Here is a 19,061-nt window from a genome sequence, read left to right as displayed (position 1 = left end):
TGATAGACGGTTTCCTGCGGCAGGATTCTGGAAGACGGTTCCGGCAAGGACTGCGAGGTCGATTTTACGATGCGGGCACTTTGAATTATGCTTGATTCTCGAACCCGCTGGTCCGCACACCCCCCAAGTACGGACCAGCGGGTTCTTCCATGCCCCGGTCTTTTCGGTCAGGAGCGGAGCAGTGAGAGGATAGACCAATGACTGCAACGCTTGTCGCCAAAGAGCTCTCCGGCGGCCACGGTCACCGTACCTTGTTCTCGAAGCTCTCCCTCACCGTCGCGCCAGGAGATGTCGTGGGTGTCGTCGGTGCCAACGGCGCCGGGAAATCCACCCTGCTGCGCATCCTCGCAGGAGCTGACCGCCCCCAAGAGGGCACGGTCAGCCTCGCTCCCAGCGACGCCTTTGTGGGCTGGCTGCCCCAGGAACACGAGCGCACCCCCGGCGAAACTGTTGCCGCCTACATTGCCCGCCGCACGGGTTGCGCCCAGGCCACGGCCGAGATGGAAGCCGGCGCCGAGGGGCTCGCAGCCGGGACCGCGGATGCCGACGACGCCTACTCCTTGGCTTTTGACCGCTGGATGGCATCGGGTGCGGCGGACCTGGAGGACCGGATCCCCGCGGTGTTGGCGGAACTTGGCCTGGAATCCGGTCCGGATGCGCTCATGACGGGCCTGTCCGGCGGACAGGCCGCCCGCGTTGCCTTGGCGGCGCTCCTGCTGAGCCGCTTCGACGTCGTGCTCCTCGACGAACCCACCAACGACCTGGACCTCGACGGACTCGCCCGCCTTGAATCATTCGTCCAGGGCCTTCGCGGCGGCGCCGTGTTGGTCTCGCATGACCGCGAGTTCCTCGCACGCTGCATCACCAAGGTGCTGGAACTGGACCTGGCCCAGAACAGCGTGGCGGTCTACGACGGCGGTTACGATTCCTTCCTCGAAGAGCGGGCGGTGGCAAAGCGGCACGCGCGCGAACGCTATGAGGAATTCGCCAACACCAAGGCGGATCTCGTGTCCCGGGCCCGGACGCAGCGCGAATGGAGCTCACAGGGCGTCCGCAATGCCATGAAAAAGAGCCCGGACAACGACAAAATCCGCAGGGCGGCGAGCGTTGAGTCCTCGGAAAAGCAGGCCCAGAAAGTCCGGCAGATGGAGTCCCGCATCGCCCGGCTTGACGAAGTGGAAGAGCCGCGAAAGGAATGGCAGCTGCAGTTCAGCATCGGCCAGGCTCCGCGCTCGAGCTCCGTCGTCGCAACCTTGCGCGACGTCGTGGCCTATCAAGGCGACTTCACTCTGGGACCCGTCAATCTCCAGCTCAACGCCGGCGAACGCATTGGCATCACCGGACCCAACGGCGCAGGAAAGTCCACCCTCCTGCGGCTGCTGCTGGGGCTCCAACAGCCCGACGCCGGAGACGCCTCCATGGGTGCATCCGTGGCGATCGGCGAGATCGACCAAGCCCGCGGACTGCTGGCGGGGCACCTCACCCTGGCAGACGCCGTCGAATCCGTCCTGATCGAATGGAACTCCGCGGATGTCCGCACCCTGCTGGCCAAATTCGGCCTCAAGGCGGACCATACCTCCCGGACCGTGGATTCCTTGTCCCCGGGCGAACGCACCCGCGCGGCGCTCGCGCTGCTGCAGGCCCGCGGCGTTAACCTGCTGGTCCTGGACGAACCCACCAACCACCTCGACCTGCCGGCGATCGAGCAGCTTGAGGAAGCGCTCGACGGCTACGAAGGCGCGCTCCTGCTCGTCACGCACGACCGCCGCCTGCTCGAAAACGTCCGGCTCGATTCCCGCTGGCACCTTGACAACGGCACCGTGACCGAACTGCACCACACTTCCGGAATGGGGAATCACAAGCCATGAGCATGGATGGCGTCGCCTGGCGCTCGCTCTACAACATCACCCGCGCCAAGAGCGGCTCCCAGCCGTTCTCGCGGGAAACCATCAAGCGCGTGCTCGCTTTCGCGAAACCGTACCGCAACAAGCTGATCGCCTTCGTACTGGCCTCTATCGCCGGCGCGTTCCTTGCCGTGGCCACCCCGGTGCTGGCCGGCAAGGTGGTGAACGCGCTCATCGCCCATGCAGGCGTGGATGTCGTGATCGGGCTGGCCGCGCTCATCGCTGCGGTGGCCGTCGCCGACGCCGGGGTGGGACTGCTGACCCGGTGGCTGTCTTCCGTGATCGGCGAAGGCGTGATCGTTGATCTGCGGACGCGGGTGTTCGATCATGTGCAGCGCATGCCCATCGCCTTCTTCACCCGGACCCGTACGGGAGCCCTCGTCAGCCGGCTCAACAACGACGTCATCGGAGCCCAATCGGCCTTCGCGGGCACCCTCTCCGGAGTGGTCAGCAACGTCGTGTCCTTGGCCTTGACCCTCATTGTCATGCTCAACACCTCCTGGCTGGTCACCGTCCTGGCGATGGTTCTGCTGCCGATCTTCCTCATCCCCGCACGCAGCATGGGCTCCAAGCTGGCCGACCTCCGTCGTGAAGCCGCGTCCCACAACGCGGCCATGGGAACCCAAATGACGGAGCGTTTCTCCGCACCCGGCGCCACGCTCGTCAAACTGTTCGGCCGCCCGGACGAGGAATCCGCCGAGTTCGCCCTGCGGGCCGGCCGCGTGCGGGACATCGGTGTCCGCACCGCCATGTTGCAGTTCACGTTCATCACTGCGCTGACCCTCGTTTCCGCCCTCGCCCTCTCGCTCGTTTACGGACTGGGCGGTTGGCTTGCGCTGAGCGGGCAGCTGGCGGCGGGCGACGTCGTCGTGCTGGCGCTGCTGCTCACCCGCCTCTACGCGCCGCTCACCGCGCTGTCCAGTGCCCACGTTGAGGTCATGAGCGCGTTGGTCAGCTTCGAGCGGGTCTTCGAGATCCTGGACCTTAAGCCGCTCATCCAGGAGAAGCCAGACGCCGTCGCGGTGCCTTCGGGACCCGTTGCGGTGGAGTTCGACGACGTCCGCTTCGCCTATCCGTCCGCGGACAAGGTGTCCCTTGCGTCGCTCGAGGAAGTGGCGACGCTTGATACCCGCGGCGGTGAGGAGGTCCTGCACGGAATCAGCTTCCGTGTGGAGCCCGGTCAAACCGTGGCGCTCGTAGGGTCCTCGGGTGCGGGCAAGTCCACTGTGGCCCAGCTACTGTCCCGCCTGTACGACGTCGACTCCGGCGCCGTGCGCTTGGGCGGCCGCGATCAAGGTACCGGCCTCGATGTCCGGGACGTCACGTTCGATTCCCTCCGGGCGACCCTGGGCATGGTCACGCAGGACGGCCACCTCTTCCATGAAAGCATCGCCTCCAACTTGCGGCTGGCCCGGCCCGGAGCGACGGACGAGGAAATGTGGGACGTGCTCCGGCGAGCCAGGCTCGAAGCCATGGTCCGCTCCTTGCCGGATGGCCTGGAAACCGTGGTGGGGGAGCGCGGCTACCGCCTTTCCGGCGGGGAACGCCAACGGCTCACCATCGCACGCCTCCTCATCGCCCAACCGAGGGTCGTCATCCTCGACGAAGCCACGGCGGCCTTGGATTCCACGAGTGAAGCCGCCGTCCAGGCGGCCTTGGGCGAGGCACTCGAGGGACGCACCGCCGTCGTGATCGCCCACCGCCTCTCCACCATCAGGGCCGCCGATGTCATCCTGGTGGTGGAGGACGGATCGATCGTTGAGCGCGGCACGCACGCCGAGCTCCTCGCCGCGGACGGTCGCTACGCGGAGCTGTACAACACGCAGTTCGCGGAGGCGACGGCTGTGGCCCAGGAAGCTGTTCCGGAGCTGTAGACGCGGGGCGGGGTTTCAGCTCCGGGTGTGTTGACGAACTTCCGGCGCGACTTCCACGCGGTTCCGGCCGGCGGACTTGGCCGTGTACAACGCCATGTCGGCTTCTTTGAGGAGGCGTTCGCTGCTGACCCGGTGGTCGGGCACAAAGGCCGAGAGACCGGCGCTCAAGGTCAGGGTGCCCGAGGGGTTTCCGGAATGCGCAATGCCCAGGTCCCGCACGGCTTCCAGCGCCCTTGTGAGCCTTGTTTCAGCGCCGGATACCGTCTGGCCGGGCAGCAGGAAGAGGAACTCCTCCCCGCCGAAGCGGTAGATTCCGTCGCTTTCCCGCCCTTCGCCGGCAAGGGAGGCCGCAACCGACTGCAAGGCGAGGTCACCGGCCTGGTGGCCGTAAAGATCGTTGTATCTCTTGAAATTGTCCACGTCGCAGATCGCCAGGCTGTAGTCGGTTCCGTAGCGGGCGCTTGTGTGGTGCAGCTGTTCCAGGTCCTCCGAGAGCTTCAGCCGGTTATGGAGTTTTGTCAGGGGATCGGTCCGCGCTTGCTCCGCGAGCGCGGCACGGTAGCGCGCAAGATCCGTATGCAGCGAAGTCACCCTTTGCGCCACCAGCAGCCGGGTATGCAAAGCGAACGGGTCAAGCGGCTTAGCCACGTAGTCATCAGCACCGGCCTTCATGCCCGCGACGACGTCCTCACGTGAATCCTTCGAGGTGACAAGGACAAGATAGGTGTAGGAGTCTTCTTCCGCGCTGCGGATGGCGCGGCAGAGCTCCAGCCCGTTGAGCCCGGGCATCATCAGGTCAGTCACGACGACTTGCGGCCGGTGTCGCTTGTACAGCTCCCAGGCGGAGCTGCCGTCCGCGGCCACGATGCATTCGTGGCCGGACTGCTCTACTGCCGCCTTCGCCACCAGGCGCGAACCGAAGTCGTCGTCCGCCACCAGGACCTTCACGAGGCCACCGACAGGGCGTGGTCCAACGCTTTGTCAACGAGGGCAAGTTCGGCTTCAAGGTCGGCCAGGAGCGCGGGATCGACAGGTTTGCCGCTTGATGAGCTACGTTCCAATTCCTCGCACATCCTGGCCGCGCGGGCAGCTCCGATGTTGGCTGCGGCGCCTTTCAATTTGTGGGCCACTTGCCTGAAAGCGTCTCCGTTTCCGTTGTCCAGAGCCCGCCGGAGTGCCTCCAGGCTCGGTTGGATGTCTTGCCTGAAGGCTTGGGCCGCGGCGGGCAGCAACCCCAGTCCGTCTGCCGGGCCGAGGTCACGCAACGTTTCCAGCCTCGCGGGGTCGAGTGCGGGTCCGGCACTTTCCTTCGGTGTTTCGGGTATCCATCGCGAGAGAACCTGGTCCAATTTTTCCACGTCAACCGGTTTGGTCAGATAGTCGTCCATGCCGGCCGCAAGGCAGCGCTCACGGTCCTCATCCAGGGCGCCTGCGGTCATGGCAATGACGGGGAGCCTTCTGCGGCCATCGTGCCGGGCCCGGATGGCCTTGGTGGCCTCGAATCCGTCCATGACGGGCATATGGCAGTCCATCAGGACCGCGGCATACTCGGTTGCCGCAGTCGCGGCGACTGCTTCGCTGCCGTCAGCTACGACGTCGGCCTCGTACCCGAGCTTCGCAACCATGCTCCGGGCGACGAGCTGATTGACCTCGTTGTCCTCGACGACCAAAATCAGGCCGCGCGAAGGTTGGCTCATGGTCACTGGGATTGCAGCAGAAACCATGGGAGCCGCGATCGGGCGTGTCGCGACGAGACGCATGAGGCGGTCGTAGAACTCGGAGCTGCGCACGGGCTTCGTCAACCATTCTTGGACCCCGGCGGCCACGAGTTCGGCTTTGTCCACATTCATGGTGGACGTGAGCATGATGATCCGCGTGGATGCGAGCGCGACGTCGGTGCTCAGTTTGTATGCCAGCTCCAAGCCGTTCATGTCGGGCATGCACATGTCCAGCACCGCAATGTCGAAGGGACGTCCGGCGGCGGCTTCTTCGCGGCAGCGGTCCAAGCCCTGTTGGGCGTCTCCGACAGCCTCCGGATTCATCCGCCAGCCCGCCAATTGCGCCTGCAGCACCAGCCGGTTGGTCGAGTTGTCGTCCACCACGAGCACACGGAGTCCGGTGAGTTGCTCGGGCGAGATCGACGGCGGAGCAGCTGCAGACTCGCTCACTGCCAGGGGAAGGGTTGCCCAGAAAGTGCTGCCGTTGCCCAAAGAGCTGTCCACCCCTATCTCGCCGCCCATCACCTCGGTAAGCCTCCGCGAGATCGCCAGTCCAAGGCCGGTTCCACCGTACCGCCGGGTGGTTGAGGCATCGGCCTGCGAGAACGACTCGAAGAGCCTGAGATGGTCTGCCGCCTCGACCCCGATCCCGGTGTCACGGACTTCGAAGCGTACCCGCGCGTTCGCGGATTCCTGCTCCACGAGCTTCACGCTAATGACGACTTCCCCTGAGGGGGTGAACTTCACTGCGTTTGAGGCCAGATTGAGCAGGATCTGCCTGATGCGGCCGGCGTCGCCCACCAGCATCGCCGGAACCTCCGGCCGGCAGTATGCAATCAGCTCCAGGCCTTTGGCTTGGGCGGCTTCGGCCAGGAGGACTGCGAGTTCCTCCACCAGGGTGCGTGGATTGAAGGGCGCAGGGTCCAGATCGACCTTGCCCGCTTCGAGTTTCGAGAAGTCCAGAATGTCATTGATCAGGGTCAGCAGGGCTTCGCCCGCCCCCTTGACGCCCTCGGCATATTGGCGCTGGGTTTCCTCCAAGGGGGTGTCCAGCAACAGGCCGGTTAATCCAATGACGCCGTTCATCGGTGTGCGGATCTCATGGCTCATCGTCGCGAGGAACTCCGACTTCAAGCGGCTGGCTTCCTCGGCGGCTTCCCGGGCCGTGACCAGCTCAGCTTGCGCGAGCCGACGTTCTGTGATGTCACGGGATATCGTGGCAACTCCGTGGATGCCGCCAGCACCGCGGATGGGGGACATCGTCAGGGAGATGGGCACAATGGAGCCGTCGCCTCGTAGTCGTTCCGTCTCGTAGCTGCGAGTTTCTCCGCCGGCTCCGATAGCCGCCATGAGGCTTTCTTCCTCGACCCGGAGATGATCCGGAATCAGGAAGGAAACATGCCTGCCAATTGCCTCAGCGGCGCTGTACCCGTAGATCCGTTCAGCCCCGGGATTCCAGCTGGTGATGACGCCGTCCGGAGTCTTGCCCATGATGGCATCGGCCGATGAGTTGACAATGGCGCCCAGACCTTCGAGTTCGGCAGTCCGCTGGGCCACCTTGGATTCGAGGTCCCGAGTCAGGGTGATGTTTTCAAGAACCATCAGCACCTGACGCACAATGGCCAGAGCCAGCACTATGAGTCCCACGGTCTGAAGGAAAGGGTCGCTGGGGCGCCCGACGCGTATGGGGGCCACCATGACCGCACCGAAGACCGGGACATAGGGCAGTAGTTCCAAGGCCAGCGTATATATCCGGCGGTCCGTCTGGGGGCGCGCAGAGTGTGGGACCAACGGTGCGAGGGCGATCAGCAGGAACGCCGCGATCCAGCCGGCCGCCAGGGGTGTTCCGGTGAGCCCCGTGACGCCGTCGGAGGTCAGTTTCACGTAGGTACTGTCAGTGATCGCCAAGACGAGGAGCCCGCCACCCAGGCAGACCCACCTGAGGCGCTCACCTGGTGCCCTCCGCATGGTGAGCATGAGGACTATGGAGACCATCACGATGTCGGCAACAGGGTAGGCAAGGCCGGTGAGATAGACAAGGGTTTCCTGCCCTCCGGCCCTGTACATGGAACCGAGGACGGTGGCCCAGCTCATGAACAGCACGGCGGCGGCGATCACGGCCGCATCCAATAGTGCACGCACGAAGGCAACGCGGGATACCGGCGGGCGCGGAAACAAGAAGAGGGCGATGGCGGCCGGTATCGAATAACCGACGAAACCGGCGTCGGCTATCGAGGGGTAGGGATAGTCGTGGTCCAGGGTGAGTCCGAAGAACGTCCAGATTGATTGGGCCACGGCCCAGACGAGCGTGGCCAGGGCCATGAACCACCAGGCGCGGGCACTTTCGTCCTGCCGCAGGGCAGCGCCCGCGCAACTGGCTGAAGCGAGCAGCACGGCTGCCAGGATAGCGAAATCGCCGACGGTCTGTGCCGCCGACGACCCTTGGTTGGCTCCGAGGATCATCCCAAGGATGACCACTGCGATGCCGGCAGCGGCGATCATCCAAAGCAGCTTGGGCTTGCGCATTTTGTCTCCCCTCATGCCGACTCGCGGATTGCGATGGCGGGGACACTAGGGGGCAAGCCGGGCAGGGCGTCATCGGGAGTGTGGAACAGCCAGAGTGAGAGCCTGCGATACGCTTCCCAGTCCCGGTCGCGAACCCGCAGCGAAGCAGTGTGCTCTCCCTTCGAACTCGACCAGACCCGGACGATATCCAGGGGGATCTGTGCGGCTCCCGGGAGCTCCAAGAGGACGCGACCGGATTCCGGCAGCGCATCGGCCCCTACGCGAACAGCGGCGCCTCCCATGGAGATGTCCACCAGTTGGCCGGGGATCCCGGCAACCGTGACAGGCACCTTGACGGTGACCCTGTGGGCGCTCCTGCGTGATGAGGCGAATTCGGCGGCTCTGATCCGGAGCGTCCCCAGCACCAAGACAACCCCGGCAAGAACCAGCCAGACGCCGGCGGCAATCGTGGAGCCCGGACTTGTCCGCCAAGGCACCCAACCGAAGACTCCGGCGGTCGCATAGAGAATAATTGCGGCCACGATCACGATCAGCACAATGAGGATCCGCGGGGCCCGTCCGCGGAGCCGAAGTTCCGCAGCCCCTTTCGGGGTGACTTGAAACTCCGGGGACTTCCGGGAAACGAGCCACCAAAGGCAAGCCATCCCAACGGGAACCCGGAAAATCCGCAGGGCGAACGCCGTCGGCCAGTGGATCTGGTGGCGCATGAGTCTCTTTGCGCCCCACAACCTGACCCAGAACATGGCTGCGAAGGCTAGGGTGAACTCCACGGGCCCGGCGGTGGAGGTCTGGGCGCCTGAGACCATGACCGCCATGGGAATGATGAAGGCAATCAAAGTGGCAATTCCCTCCAGCCACCATAAAGTTCCGTTGATGTATTCGTGGAAGTTCCGCCAGGTCATCCAGCTCTTGGCGGCCCAAAGGCGCTCGTGGGTCAGGATCTGCATCGCGCCCATGCCCCAGCGTCGGCGCTGCAGCAGGTACTGATCCGCTGTCGCCGGGGCAAGTCCCACAGCCAGCGTCTGGTGGTGGTAGACGGTCTTCCATCCGCGCCGGATGAGTTTGAGGGTCGTGTGCATGTCCTCGGTGATCGTCTCGGTGGCCACTCCGCCTACCTCGCGAAGCGCCTTGATCCGGAGCAGCGAGGTTGAGCCGCACCAGAACGGCCCTGCGCCGGGAACGTTGCGCGAAGGCATCAGGACATTGAAGAACAAACCCTGTTCCCCTGAGATGCCGTCGTCGTCGAAGGCTCCGGAGTTGTAGAACGCCTGCGGCCCCTGGATGAGGGCGACTTCCTCGTCGGCGAACCATCCCAAGGTGGCTGTCAGGAATGTCGGAAGCGGTACGTGGTCGCAGTCCAGCACGGCAATGATGTCTATTGCGTCCTTGCCGGCCGCTTCCTCTGCGGCCATGAGCTCCAACGCGTGGTTCATGTTGCCCGCCTTGGCATGGTCATGCTCGGTGCGGGTGACCACTCGCGCACCGAAGGATGCGCACATCTCCGCAACCCACGGGCGGCTTCCGTCATCCAGCACCCACGTTTCGTGGCCCGGCTGAAGGGCGCAGGCCGCAGCGATGGTGGGGGCAAGGACCTCAACGGGTTCGTTGTACGTGGGGATCAACACTGCGACCCGATGTTCCACAGCGTGATGGATTTCAGAACCAGCCCCGTCAGAGGAAGGGCCTCAAACGTCACCAGCGTCCAAGCGATGACAAGATCGCCGCCTCCAAGCGGCATGGTGAATGCGATCCGCCACGTCAGGTAGAGCAACAACGCTGCGATCGCAGCTATCCCACCGGTCCTGGCCATTCTGCGGGAACGCGGAGCCTCGGGCGCGGGAGAACCCAGTTGCGCCGCCCAGCCGGCCATTCCCGCCGTCGAGTAGGCCTTGACCTCCATAGGAGTGTCACGGAACCGCGGCGGCTCCCGGCGGACTTCCACGCCGGATTCCGCGCCGACGTCTCCCCAGGCGCGTCGACGCTGTTCAAGAGATTGCATGCGATCCCCCAGCTGGATCTGACAATGCAGCCTGTATCAAATTAAAACAAACTGTGCGATCACTATAGCCAGTTCTCACCGGATTTTCATGGGAAAACCGGGAAGTTCAGGCACTGATACGCGCAGCATTGTCCCGGTGCGGGCAGGCCTACTTTTTCGCGAGCAGGGGCAGGACGTGATCCGTCAGGAGTGGAGCCAAATCGTCCGGAAGTTCAGCAGAGAGATCCAGCCACCGGATCTCTGCGATCTCGGCCGAAGGATGGGCCTCCCACGTGCCTGGTGCGGTGAAGACGGTAGCCTCGATATCCGTGGCGGCCTCGTTGGCGGCGACGGCGAGCCAACTCCCCAAGGGCTCCAGATCGGCCGGGTCGACGTCGATTCCGACTTCCTCGGCCAGCTCGCGGGATGCCGTCTCCGCCGCGGTTTCACCTGGTTCGGGCTTGCCCCCGGGGTGCATGAACTTGTCCGTGCCACGCTTGCGCACCGTCAGCAGCCGTCCGGCGTCGTCGTACACGCAGACCGCGCTGACGACGATCAGGTCCTTGGCTGGATTGTTGTGGGTCATTGCTCTCTCCTTAGCCGGGATTCGAGCAGCAAATCCTTGGCCGGTCCGTGGACGTCCCAGGCGTAGCTGAAAGCATCCGGCCCGTCCCAGAGGTAATTGACTTTGTAGTCATCGGGATCGCACCAGTGGCTGTCTTCGTTGGCGTGGTCGCGGAAGCTCATGCGATGGAACGGCTTCCCATCCGGGAAGTAGACGTCCATGGCGGCAGGGGAGTCAGAAGGGCGCAGGAGGTATTCGCGGAATGCCGGTCCCGTGTGGGTGGGCCAGGTCATGGTGCCGTTTTCGCGAAGGAGGAGCCCGCCGTCGGGGGTTCCTGAATAGCGCACGACGCCGGTGAACGTACCGCGGGTGCCGCTCGCCCGGTCCCACAGCGACCGTTCCACGGTCCAGCTGCCCAGCAGGTAGGCCCGCAGGTCTTGCGTCGGAGACGAATCGCGCAGCTGGTCTTTCAAGTGCCCTCGATTGGAATCGAACCAACGACACCGGCTTTAGGAGAGCCGTGCTCTATCCACTGAGCTACGAGGGCCTGTGCGAGTGCTGGAAGCTCCGGGGAGCCGCTGGCCGGGCACGCATACAAGCATACAAGCTGCCGGGGCAGCCCTCGAACACCGAGGCCGGCAACACAGGCGGCGGCGACAAAGAGGGCGCGGCACGTGGGTGCGCTGGCGCTAGGCTGGCCCCCATGAGAGAGCAGATGACGGCGCCGGCCGCCTTCGGCGACCACCTCCCGGACCTGGGCACGGTCCGCTCAAACATCGGCGGCTGGGCCCAGTTGAGCGTGGTGCAGTATTTCGTCGCCGAATCGGCGGTGATCGAAGCCTGGCGGGGTCCTGAGCCCTACGATCGCCGGACCGGGTTCATCAGCGATCTTGGCGCGTTCAAGTGCGGGATCTACGAGCACCGTGACGTCTGTTCGCCCCTGCATCTGCTCATGAATGCCTCCTTTGTGGTGCAGGGCCTCGGGATGCTTCTCGGGGCGTTGCTGCTCAGTTCGGCGCTCCTGTGCATTGCAGCCCGTCCCGGCGTGCGCATCCTGCAAGGTGCCGCCTACCGCAAAGCTCGGCCCACCGCCGTCGCGGTCCGGGTCCTGGCGGGTATCTCCGGGCTGGGAACTGTGGTTGTTGGTTTCGTGCCGGAAGACCTTGGATCTCCCTTCCACCTTGTGGGCGCCCTCATGTTCTTCATCGGTGGAGCATTCGCACTGTTGCTCCTCGGGGTGCTCTGGCTGCCGCATACCGCCATGAGCTGGTTCATCGTGGCGTGCGGGACGTTGACGCTGGGCGCCCTTGTGGTCGGTGGCCTGACAAGGATGGATGTCCCCGAGCCTGGAACCCTGGAACGCCTGATGGCTTATCCGGTCACGATCGGATTTTCCGCCGCTGGGCTAGTGGTGGCGCAAAGGGTTCGGGAAGTACGGCGAACGGCGGCGCGGCTTGCAAAACGCTGAGTTTTCGCGGGTAGCCTCATGTCAGCGGGAAGGCAATCTTTGCATTATCATGAGTGCACTCACCGGAATGGCGCCGGGCCGAGGGTTCCACGCAGTCTTGGCGCAGACCAGATTGACCGACACGGCAGAACATAGGACCCATGACTCATCAGCTTGTTCTGCGTCGTCCGGGACACGCAGGCGATATATTCCCCATAAGGGCAGCTTCCGAGCTCTCGGGTTGTGCCCTTCGGGACCCTCAGGGGCCGATCGTCCGACGTCGGCAGGCCACGTAGCGATGAGTGCCCAGACACTGCCCGCCCGGGACTCCCGGCTTCCCGATGATGCCCTGGATGCTTCATCCGAAGACACGACGGCCCCTGCCGCTCAGATCACCGTTGACTTGGCGGATGACGGGATTGTCGAGGTCACCTTGCCGCCCAACACTGTTGTCCGTTCGCGGGAAGCCCAGGCTGCCGCCGCGGCCGTCCGTGCTTTCGCGGATGGACGGAGGCTCCCGCTGCTGCTCACCGTGACCGGCGTACTGTCAGTCACGAACGACGCACGGCTGACCTACACGAATTCCGTGGTTGTCTCTGCATGTGCCTTGCTGGGGGAGAGTCCGGTGGATCGGGTGATCGCACATTACCTCCTGCGTGCAAGGTCGGACTCAGTTCCGGCACGGTTCTTCACCTCCGAGGCGGAAGCCCGCGAGTGGTTGAGAGAGCACCACCGTGAATCATGAGCCCCAGGACCCGCGGCTCCTTGCCCTTGTTGAAGGGGTGGTCCGGATTGCGGACGGCGACCTCAGCACGAGGATCCCGGTCTCCGGTCCGCGGGACGAAGTTGCTGCTGTCATTACCGGGATCAACCTCATGGCGGACGATCTTCAAGCCATCTACCAGGAGCTCGAGGAACGGGTCGAAAGCCGAACTGCCATGCTGCGCGAGGCCCAGATCGAACTCGAAAGGATGGCGCTCACTGATCCGCTGACCCAGTTGGCCAACCGCACGGCACTCGAAAGGGCGCTGAGCCATGAACTCGTCGAATCAGAGCGCGGTGAGCTCCCACCTGCGTTGCTCGTTTTGGACTTGAACTCATTCAAGGGGATCAACGACACCTTGGGGCACGGCGCAGGAGACACCGTCTTGAAGGTCACCGCCAGGCGCCTGCTCGCCGCGGTCCGGGACACTGACATGGTGGCGAGGCTCGGTGGGGACGAATTTGCCGTCATGATGCCCAAATCCAATGCGGCGCACGCGCGGGGCGTTGCCAAGCGGATCCTCCGGGCCGTCGGTGAGAGCATCGACATTGGCGAAGTCCGGATCATCTGTGGAACCAGCATCGGGCTCCGGGTCGCCGAGCCGGGACAGTCTGTGGACGACCTCGTGATGGAAGCGGATACGGCCATGTACGCGGCAAAGGCCGAGCAGGGGAGCAGTGTCAGGGTTTTCGAGCCGGCTTTGTTGTACGCGCGCCGGCTCCAAGGACTCATGATCTCGGAACTGCGTGAAGCCATCCGGACAGATCAGCTGGTCCTCCATTTCCAGCCTGTTGTCGAGTTGGCCTCGGGCCGGATTGAAGGCGCTGAAGCGCTGGTGCGGTGGAACCACCCCGACAGGGGATTGTTGATGCCGGATGCATTCATCCCCCTGGCCGAGGAAACCGGCATCATCATCGATCTCGGCTATTGGGTTCTTCGACGGGCGATGCAGCAATTGCGCGAGTGGCAGGACGGCCCGGGCGTGGACGAAGACTTCAGTATGCGAGTCAATATTTCGACAACCGAACTGCAAAGCCTGGAATTGATCGAGCATGTGCGGGAAGTGCTCGCCGAAACCGGGGTGGAGGCATCCAAACTGGTCATCGAGCTGACGGAGTCAATGGCGGTGAACGGCAGCGACATCGATAAATACTCTCTGACCGGGCTCCGGCGTCTGGGTATCCGCTTGGAAATCGACGACTTCGGCACCGGCTATTCATCCATCAGCTATCTGCGGAGCCTTCCCGTCAACGTGGTCAAGATTGACCGCTCCCTCATCCAAGGACTGGGCGCAGACGACAAGGAACGGAACTTTGTGGCGGCGGTTCTCCAGCTCATTCATGCGTGCGGAATGCAGGCCGTTGCCGAGGGCATCGAAACGGCAGAGCAGGCTGCTGAGCTTGCCCGCCTGGGCTGCGCCAGTGGCCAGGGGTATTACTTTGGCCGGCCCATGGCAGCAGAAAAATTCGCGGAACTGCTGCGCGGGACCTGAACGGAGTTCCGGAGGCAACAGAAAGGCACCGGACCGTGGCCCGGTGCCTTTCAGGTGTGGCTAGTTGGAAGGGGTGGAGTTGGTGGTGGAGTTCGGCCACCAACCAGTGGCCTGAGGCGAACCCTGAGTGGTGGAGTTCGGCCACCAGCCAGTGGCCTCTGCCGAGTTCTGGGCGAAGTTCGGCCACCAACCAGTGGCCTCTGCCGAGTTCTGGGCGAAGTTCGGCCACCAGCCAGTGGCCTCTGCCGAGTTCTGGGCGAAGTTCGGCCACCAGCCAGTGGCGATGGACGAGTCGTGTGAGGGGCTCTGGCTGCTGGCGGACACAGCTGCCGAGCCGGTAATTCCTGCGAGCAAGATTGCTGCTGCCGCGAGGAGGGCGGCGAGAGTTCTTTTCATGCGAAAGCTCCTGATGTTTTGGGACTGATGCGACTGGAGTGAACGAAGTGAAGCATGCTCATTATAAGAGCAGCGACACGCCGTGTCATCAGTGTTCGTCCACACGGTGCAGAAACATGCTAAACGCTCGCCTGAACCATCGGCGGAGTGTCTCAGAGACATAATGGAGCTATGGGAGAAAAGAAGGTTGCGCCGTCGTACGCCGTTGCGGAACTGCAGGCGAGAGGGCACCGGGCCAGCCACGACTTCGCCAAGGCTGCCGATGGTGCGCGCTCGGCCGCCGATATTGCCCTTGATGAGGGCGATTCCGCCGGATGGTGGAACATGACTTTCCTTCAAGCAGAGAATCTTCTCGACGCAGGTGATTTCGCTGCGGGCACTGCGCTGGCGAGGTCCCTTTCCGAGGCACCATTGGCTGTGGCTTCACCCCAACACCGGGCCCGCGCACTCATATTGATGGCGAACTCCCTGCGGGGTGAAGGGCTCCTGGAGATGGCCACCTCGGCTGCGGCGTCGGCAGTTGGATTGGTCGATGATGACGCAGACATGGAAATCGACGTCCATGCCCGGCAGGCACTGATTGCCGCGTTTGGCGAGTCCGGCAAGCTGGAGGAGGCCTGGGAGGAGTGTCTTTCCCTCTCGGCGAGAATCTCCGACGAAATGGATGACCAGCTGGCCGGCAAGGCGTACTGGGTCATCGGTAATGTGGCCTTCCTTTGCGACAAGGTCGATGAGGGCCTCCACTACCATGAGCTTGCAGCGGAGACCTTTTCCCCTTCACGGAACCTTGATGTCTGGGCCAAATTCAACAAGGCATCGGCAGCGATGAGGCTGGCGGCGGAAGTGGCAGATGCGGCCACCCTTCGGTGCATTGAACGGGCGGAGCTTGCCACGGATGTCGTCGGGGGCACCGAAGAGGAAATTCTCCTGCTTCGGCTCAACCGCGCGCATTGGAACTATCTGGCGGGAGACGCCGGGGCGGCGCTTGTGTTGCTGGACGAAATCGTGGGCCGCGCTGACCAGTTGCCCCCGCAGATGGCAGGCGAGGTCTACCTCTTGATGGCGCGGGCCCAAGCCGGTACCGGGAACAAGCAGGCAGCGAAGGAAAGCCTTGTCGAAGCGGCCGATCGCTTCGACAAAGCCGGTGCGCACCAGCGTGCCCTCCAAGCCCGGGAGATGCTTGAGCCGGGGGCCGGTTCGGAAGCCTGATTAGGACCAGGAGTGGCGCCGGCGGGCGGAATAGCGCCCGCGGGGGGAGGCCTTGCTAGGCGCTCTTGGAACGCCGCCGCCCCAGGAACACAGCCGCGCCGCCAGCCACAAGGCTCAGCAGGAACAGCACCCAGCCCACAACGGTGAGCGTGGAAGCCAAAGCCACCTGGCCGGCGTCGGGCGTTGCAGATCCCAGCGCGGCGTCAACCGCCACGTTGCTCCACAAGCGGACCACCGCGAACAGCAGGGGAGCAGCCCACAGTGCCCAGCGCAGTGCTTTTCCGGCCACGTTGGTGCCAATGAGCAAAAGCCAGGTGAAGCCGAAGATCAGCGGAAACAGGGTTCCGGCGGTCTTGTGGATATAGCTGAGCTGGCCGCGGGCGTCGTCCGTCATGGCGCCATGCAATTGATGGACATAGTCGGTGGAGAACCCGCCGATGAGGGAATCGGGCATGGCCATGCCGCCGGACAACTGGGTCATCTGGTTCAGGGTCAGCAGGTGCACGTACCAGAACAGGAAAAGGCTGGCCACGACCCCGGCGATCACTATGAGGCGGCCGTTGTTCTGCGCCTTCCCGGGGGACCGCTGGGTGGTGGGATTGATCGCCGACGGCAAGTGGTGCCGGGGGACGGCGGCATTGGCGCCATGCTTCTTGATGCGTTGGGCTGGGGTCTTGGCCATGTGATTCATTATCCCGCCACATAAGCTGGACCCATGACCACCGGCAGGCACTCCGCCACAGAACTTGATCCTTCGCTCGACGACTACGAACTCGCTGCGGCCCTGGTCCGGGAAGCTGGGCAGCTTGCCCTGCTGATGCGGATGGGCGGGTTGCAGGGAGAACGGAAGACCTCGGTTTCGGACGTGGTGACCGCCGCGGACCATGCGGCTGAGGCCTACGTCCTTGAGCAACTGCGCCGTTGCCGCCCGGACGACGGCATCCTGGGTGAAGAAGGAAGCTCGGTGGCGGGAAGCAGCGGCCGCACCTGGGTGATCGATCCCGTGGACGGTACCTACAATTTCCTGCACGGCTCCACGTATTGGTGCTCGGCGATTGCCTTGAAGCACGACCGTCCGGCCTCACATGGGGTCGCCTCGGATGCCGACGTGATCCTCGGGGCCATCTATCAACCGGAGCTGGACAAGCTCTGGACCGGCGGCGAAGGCCACCCCGCCACCCTCAACGACGAACGGATCCCGGGACCGTCGGGGGCTGCCCTCAGTCAACTCGGTGCCGCGACCTACATCCACCCAACCTGGCTTGCAGATCCCCGGGCCGCCATGCCCTGGCACGCTGCAGCGGTGTCCGCAGCGTCACTGCGAATGTTCGGTTCCGGCTCCTGCGATCTCGGCCGCGTGGCCGACGGCGAGCTGGGATGCTGGTTCCAACACAGCTGCCCCGAGTGGGACTGGCTCCCCGGCAAGGCGATCGTCCGCGCGGCAGGCGGGGACACCGACGTCGTGCGGGTCAACGGCCTGGACTGGTTCCTCGCGGGAGGCCCGACGGCGGTCCGCGAGTTGCGTGCGGCGCTCACCTCGGTGCCCCAACTCGCCTGAGCATGCGCTCTCCTTGGTGTGAGGGGTGGACATAGTGCTGTTATGTCCAGTGGTTCATGCAAGCAGGGGACATGTCCCTTGGGGGCCGCGCGGAGTTTGTGCTGCCGTGGTCATTTCACGCTGCGGTTCCTGTGAGCATGCGCTCTCCTTGGCGTGAGGAGTGGACATGGTGCTACGGTCCCCATGAGCATGCCCCTTCCTCGGCTCGGGGAGTGGACATAGTCCTGTTATGTCCAGTGGTACATGCAAGGAGGGGGCATGTCCCTTGGAGGGGGCATGTCCCTTGGAGGGGATTGACCCTATTGGGGAGTACCCCTCGCACGGCGCTGGGCAGTTGCTAATCTCCGGACGGCAGCTCAAGCCCAGGGGGGAAAATTTGGATAACCGCACTGTCCTGCTCGTTTACGGCACCCGTCCGGAGGCCATCAAAATGGCGCCGCTGGTCCATGCCTTGCGTGCAACCGGCCGTTACAAGGCGCCAGTAGCAGTGACCGGGCAGCACCGGGAAATGCTGGACCAGGTCAACGCGCTCTTCGGAATCCACCCGGAGCATGACCTGAACATCATCCAGCCCCGCCAGACCCTTGCCGGGATCACGGAAAAGACCTTGCAGGGAGTCACGGAAGTCCTCCACGACGTCAGGCCGGACGCGGTAGTGGTCCAGGGAGACACCACCACCGCCATGGCCGCAGGGCTTGCAGCGTTCTACCAGGGAATTCCGGTGGTCCACCTTGAGGCCGGACTACGCAGCGGCAATCTGAATTCACCATTTCCAGAGGAAGCGAACCGCCGCTTGCTCGGACAAATCACCACGCTGCATCTCGCGCCCACCTGCACAGGCAGGGACAATCTGCTGTCCGAGGGCATCCCAGCGGAGAACATCGCGGTCACCGGAAATACGGTCATCGACGCGCTGCTGGGGACAGTCAAACGGGACGTTGAGTTTGCGGAACCCGCACTCCGCACCGTCACCGATTCAGGCCGCAGAATCCTGTTGGTGACTCTCCACCGCCGTGAAAACCTGGGCCAGGCCATGGTGGGCGTAGGCAGGGCGCTCGCGCGGATCGCGGCCCGGTGCCCCGAAGTGGAGATCGTCCTTCCCTTGCACCGGAATCCAGCTGTGCGGGAGGCGCTCCTGCCGGAAGTCGCGGGCGTCCCGAACATCACCATCACGGAACCCCTCGGCTACGTGCACTTCACCAAGCTCCTGAGCCTGTGCCACGTGGTCCTCACGGACTCGGGCGGGGTCCAGGAAGAGGCGCCGGCTCTCGGGAAGCCCGTCCTGGTGATGCGTGACAACACCGAACGCCCTGAGGCCGTGGCGGCCGGCACGGCGCGGCTTATCGGGACGGATGAGCAAACCATCGTGGACGCCGTCAGCGCCCTGATGGGGAACGACGCGCTGTATTCGGCGATGGCCACGGCAGTGAACCCCTACGGCGACGGCGGCGCGGCCGACCGTGCCGTGGCGGCCATCGACTCCATGTTGGGGATGGGTCAGCGACGCCCGGACTTCGTCGCTTAACCCATTCGGGTACCTTCAGGAAGCGCTCGCCGAGGGCCTTGTTTACTTTCTCCACGGGGGGACGTGTGTCCTCCAAGGTTTCAGTTGCAGCGCGCCCGGCGTGATT

16 protein-coding genes and 1 tRNA gene are annotated in these 19,061 nt (G+C 64.2%); 8 read left to right on the top strand and 9 right to left on the bottom strand.

Features of this window, described 5'->3' with window-relative positions:
* Positions 1–197: 197 nt before the first annotated feature.
* Together ABH924_RS03905 and ABH924_RS03900 are read left to right on the top strand one after the other, a co-directional pair.
* Complete coding sequence (locus tag ABH924_RS03905) at positions 198–1,868, top strand: ABC-F family ATP-binding cassette domain-containing protein (protein WP_404497054.1); 1,671 nt, start codon at positions 198–200, stop codon at positions 1,866–1,868.
* Positions 1,865–3,778 carry an ABC transporter ATP-binding protein gene (locus ABH924_RS03900; RefSeq protein WP_404497052.1) on the top strand — a complete coding sequence of 638 codons (1,914 nt, stop codon included), beginning with the start codon at positions 1,865–1,867 and terminating at the stop codon, positions 3,776–3,778. Before ABH924_RS03905 ends, ABH924_RS03900 begins: the two co-directional genes overlap by 4 nt.
* 15 nt (positions 3,779–3,793) lie before the next feature.
* Here ABH924_RS03900 and ABH924_RS03895 read toward each other — a convergent pair whose 3' ends face one another.
* From ABH924_RS03895 to ABH924_RS03865, 7 genes are all read right to left on the bottom strand, one after another.
* A complete protein-coding gene (locus tag ABH924_RS03895; RefSeq protein WP_404497050.1) occupies positions 3,794–4,726 on the bottom strand; it encodes a diguanylate cyclase in 933 nt (310 codons plus the stop codon).
* A complete protein-coding gene (locus tag ABH924_RS03890; protein WP_404497048.1) occupies positions 4,723–8,022 on the bottom strand; it encodes a response regulator in 3,300 nt (1,099 codons plus the stop codon). The genes ABH924_RS03895 and ABH924_RS03890 overlap by 4 nt, the downstream gene beginning before the upstream one ends.
* Positions 8,023–8,033: 11 nt before the next feature.
* Positions 8,034–9,647 carry a glycosyltransferase family 2 protein gene (locus ABH924_RS03885; RefSeq protein WP_404497046.1) on the bottom strand — a complete coding sequence of 538 codons (1,614 nt, stop codon included), beginning with the start codon at positions 9,645–9,647 and terminating at the stop codon, positions 8,034–8,036.
* On the bottom strand, positions 9,641–10,021 hold the full coding sequence (locus tag ABH924_RS03880) for a hypothetical protein (protein ID WP_404497044.1): 381 nt from the start codon (positions 10,019–10,021) through the stop codon (positions 9,641–9,643). The genes ABH924_RS03885 and ABH924_RS03880 overlap by 7 nt, the downstream gene beginning before the upstream one ends.
* A 148-nt stretch (positions 10,022–10,169) precedes the next feature.
* Entirely contained in the window at positions 10,170–10,586 is a 417-nt protein-coding gene (locus ABH924_RS03875; protein ID WP_404497042.1) for an NUDIX domain-containing protein, read from the bottom strand.
* A complete protein-coding gene (locus tag ABH924_RS03870; RefSeq protein ID WP_404497040.1) occupies positions 10,583–11,038 on the bottom strand; it encodes a DUF6314 family protein in 456 nt (151 codons plus the stop codon). The genes ABH924_RS03875 and ABH924_RS03870 overlap by 4 nt, the downstream gene beginning before the upstream one ends.
* Position 11,039: 1 nt before the next feature.
* Positions 11,040–11,112, bottom strand: a tRNA-Arg gene (locus ABH924_RS03865).
* A gap of 156 nt (positions 11,113–11,268) precedes the next feature.
* Here ABH924_RS03865 and ABH924_RS03860 point away from each other — a divergent pair.
* The 3 genes from ABH924_RS03860 to ABH924_RS03850 all read left to right on the top strand — a co-directional run bounded on the left by ABH924_RS03860 (position 11,269) and on the right by ABH924_RS03850 (position 14,267).
* Positions 11,269–12,033, top strand: a complete 765-nt coding sequence (locus tag ABH924_RS03860) for a hypothetical protein (protein ID WP_404497038.1) — start codon at positions 11,269–11,271, stop codon at positions 12,031–12,033.
* Positions 12,034–12,310: 277 nt separating this feature from the next.
* Entirely contained in the window at positions 12,311–12,757 is a 447-nt protein-coding gene (locus ABH924_RS03855; RefSeq protein WP_404497036.1) for a hypothetical protein, read from the top strand.
* A complete protein-coding gene (locus tag ABH924_RS03850) occupies positions 12,747–14,267 on the top strand; it encodes a putative bifunctional diguanylate cyclase/phosphodiesterase (RefSeq protein WP_404497034.1) in 1,521 nt (506 codons plus the stop codon). Before ABH924_RS03855 ends, ABH924_RS03850 begins: the two co-directional genes overlap by 11 nt.
* 60 nt (positions 14,268–14,327) lie before the next feature.
* Here ABH924_RS03850 and ABH924_RS03845 read toward each other — a convergent pair whose 3' ends face one another.
* Complete coding sequence (locus ABH924_RS03845; RefSeq protein WP_404497032.1) at positions 14,328–14,663, bottom strand: hypothetical protein; 336 nt, start codon at positions 14,661–14,663, stop codon at positions 14,328–14,330.
* A 171-nt stretch (positions 14,664–14,834) separates the two neighbouring features.
* On the opposite strand from ABH924_RS03845, the gene ABH924_RS03840 reads away from it, so the two are divergent.
* Positions 14,835–15,872, top strand: a complete 1,038-nt coding sequence (locus ABH924_RS03840; RefSeq protein ID WP_404497031.1) for a hypothetical protein — start codon at positions 14,835–14,837, stop codon at positions 15,870–15,872.
* 55 nt (positions 15,873–15,927) lie between these two features.
* On the opposite strand, the gene ABH924_RS03835 is transcribed toward ABH924_RS03840, so the two are convergent.
* Entirely contained in the window at positions 15,928–16,554 is a 627-nt protein-coding gene (locus ABH924_RS03835; protein ID WP_404497029.1) for a hypothetical protein, read from the bottom strand.
* 33 nt (positions 16,555–16,587) lie between these two features.
* On the opposite strand from ABH924_RS03835, the gene ABH924_RS03830 reads away from it, so the two are divergent.
* Together ABH924_RS03830 and wecB are read left to right on the top strand one after the other, a co-directional pair.
* Positions 16,588–17,430 carry an inositol monophosphatase family protein gene (locus ABH924_RS03830; protein ID WP_404497028.1) on the top strand — a complete coding sequence of 281 codons (843 nt, stop codon included), beginning with the start codon at positions 16,588–16,590 and terminating at the stop codon, positions 17,428–17,430.
* 376 nt (positions 17,431–17,806) lie between these two features.
* Entirely contained in the window at positions 17,807–18,955 is a 1,149-nt protein-coding gene (wecB, locus tag ABH924_RS03825) for a non-hydrolyzing UDP-N-acetylglucosamine 2-epimerase (RefSeq protein ID WP_404497026.1), read from the top strand.
* Positions 18,956–19,061 lie beyond the last annotated feature (106 nt).

The organism is Arthrobacter sp. GAS37 (genome assembly GCF_044908325.1).
Classification (GTDB): domain Bacteria; phylum Actinomycetota; class Actinomycetes; order Actinomycetales; family Micrococcaceae; genus Arthrobacter; species Arthrobacter ramosus.
Note: the sequence above shows the minus strand (reverse complement) of the source record. Positions and strands in the feature narration are given on the sequence as shown.

Coding starts and splice junctions, on each gene's coding strand:
- ABH924_RS03855 (WP_404497036.1), top strand. CDS start 12,311: ATGAGTGCCCAGACACTGCCCGCCCGGGACTCCCGGCTTCCCGATGAT.
- ABH924_RS03835 (WP_404497029.1), bottom strand. CDS start 16,554: ATGGCCAAGACCCCAGCCCAACGCATCAAGAAGCATGGCGCCAATGCC.
- ABH924_RS03840 (WP_404497031.1), top strand. CDS start 14,835: ATGGGAGAAAAGAAGGTTGCGCCGTCGTACGCCGTTGCGGAACTGCAG.
- ABH924_RS03900 (WP_404497052.1), top strand. CDS start 1,865: ATGAGCATGGATGGCGTCGCCTGGCGCTCGCTCTACAACATCACCCGC.
- ABH924_RS03875 (WP_404497042.1), bottom strand. CDS start 10,586: ATGACCCACAACAATCCAGCCAAGGACCTGATCGTCGTCAGCGCGGTC.
- ABH924_RS03890 (WP_404497048.1), bottom strand. CDS start 8,022: ATGCGCAAGCCCAAGCTGCTTTGGATGATCGCCGCTGCCGGCATCGCA.
- ABH924_RS03845 (WP_404497032.1), bottom strand. CDS start 14,663: ATGAAAAGAACTCTCGCCGCCCTCCTCGCGGCAGCAGCAATCTTGCTC.
- ABH924_RS03880 (WP_404497044.1), bottom strand. CDS start 10,021: ATGCAATCTCTTGAACAGCGTCGACGCGCCTGGGGAGACGTCGGCGCG.
- ABH924_RS03905 (WP_404497054.1), top strand. CDS start 198: ATGACTGCAACGCTTGTCGCCAAAGAGCTCTCCGGCGGCCACGGTCAC.
- ABH924_RS03830 (WP_404497028.1), top strand. CDS start 16,588: ATGACCACCGGCAGGCACTCCGCCACAGAACTTGATCCTTCGCTCGAC.
- ABH924_RS03860 (WP_404497038.1), top strand. CDS start 11,269: ATGAGAGAGCAGATGACGGCGCCGGCCGCCTTCGGCGACCACCTCCCG.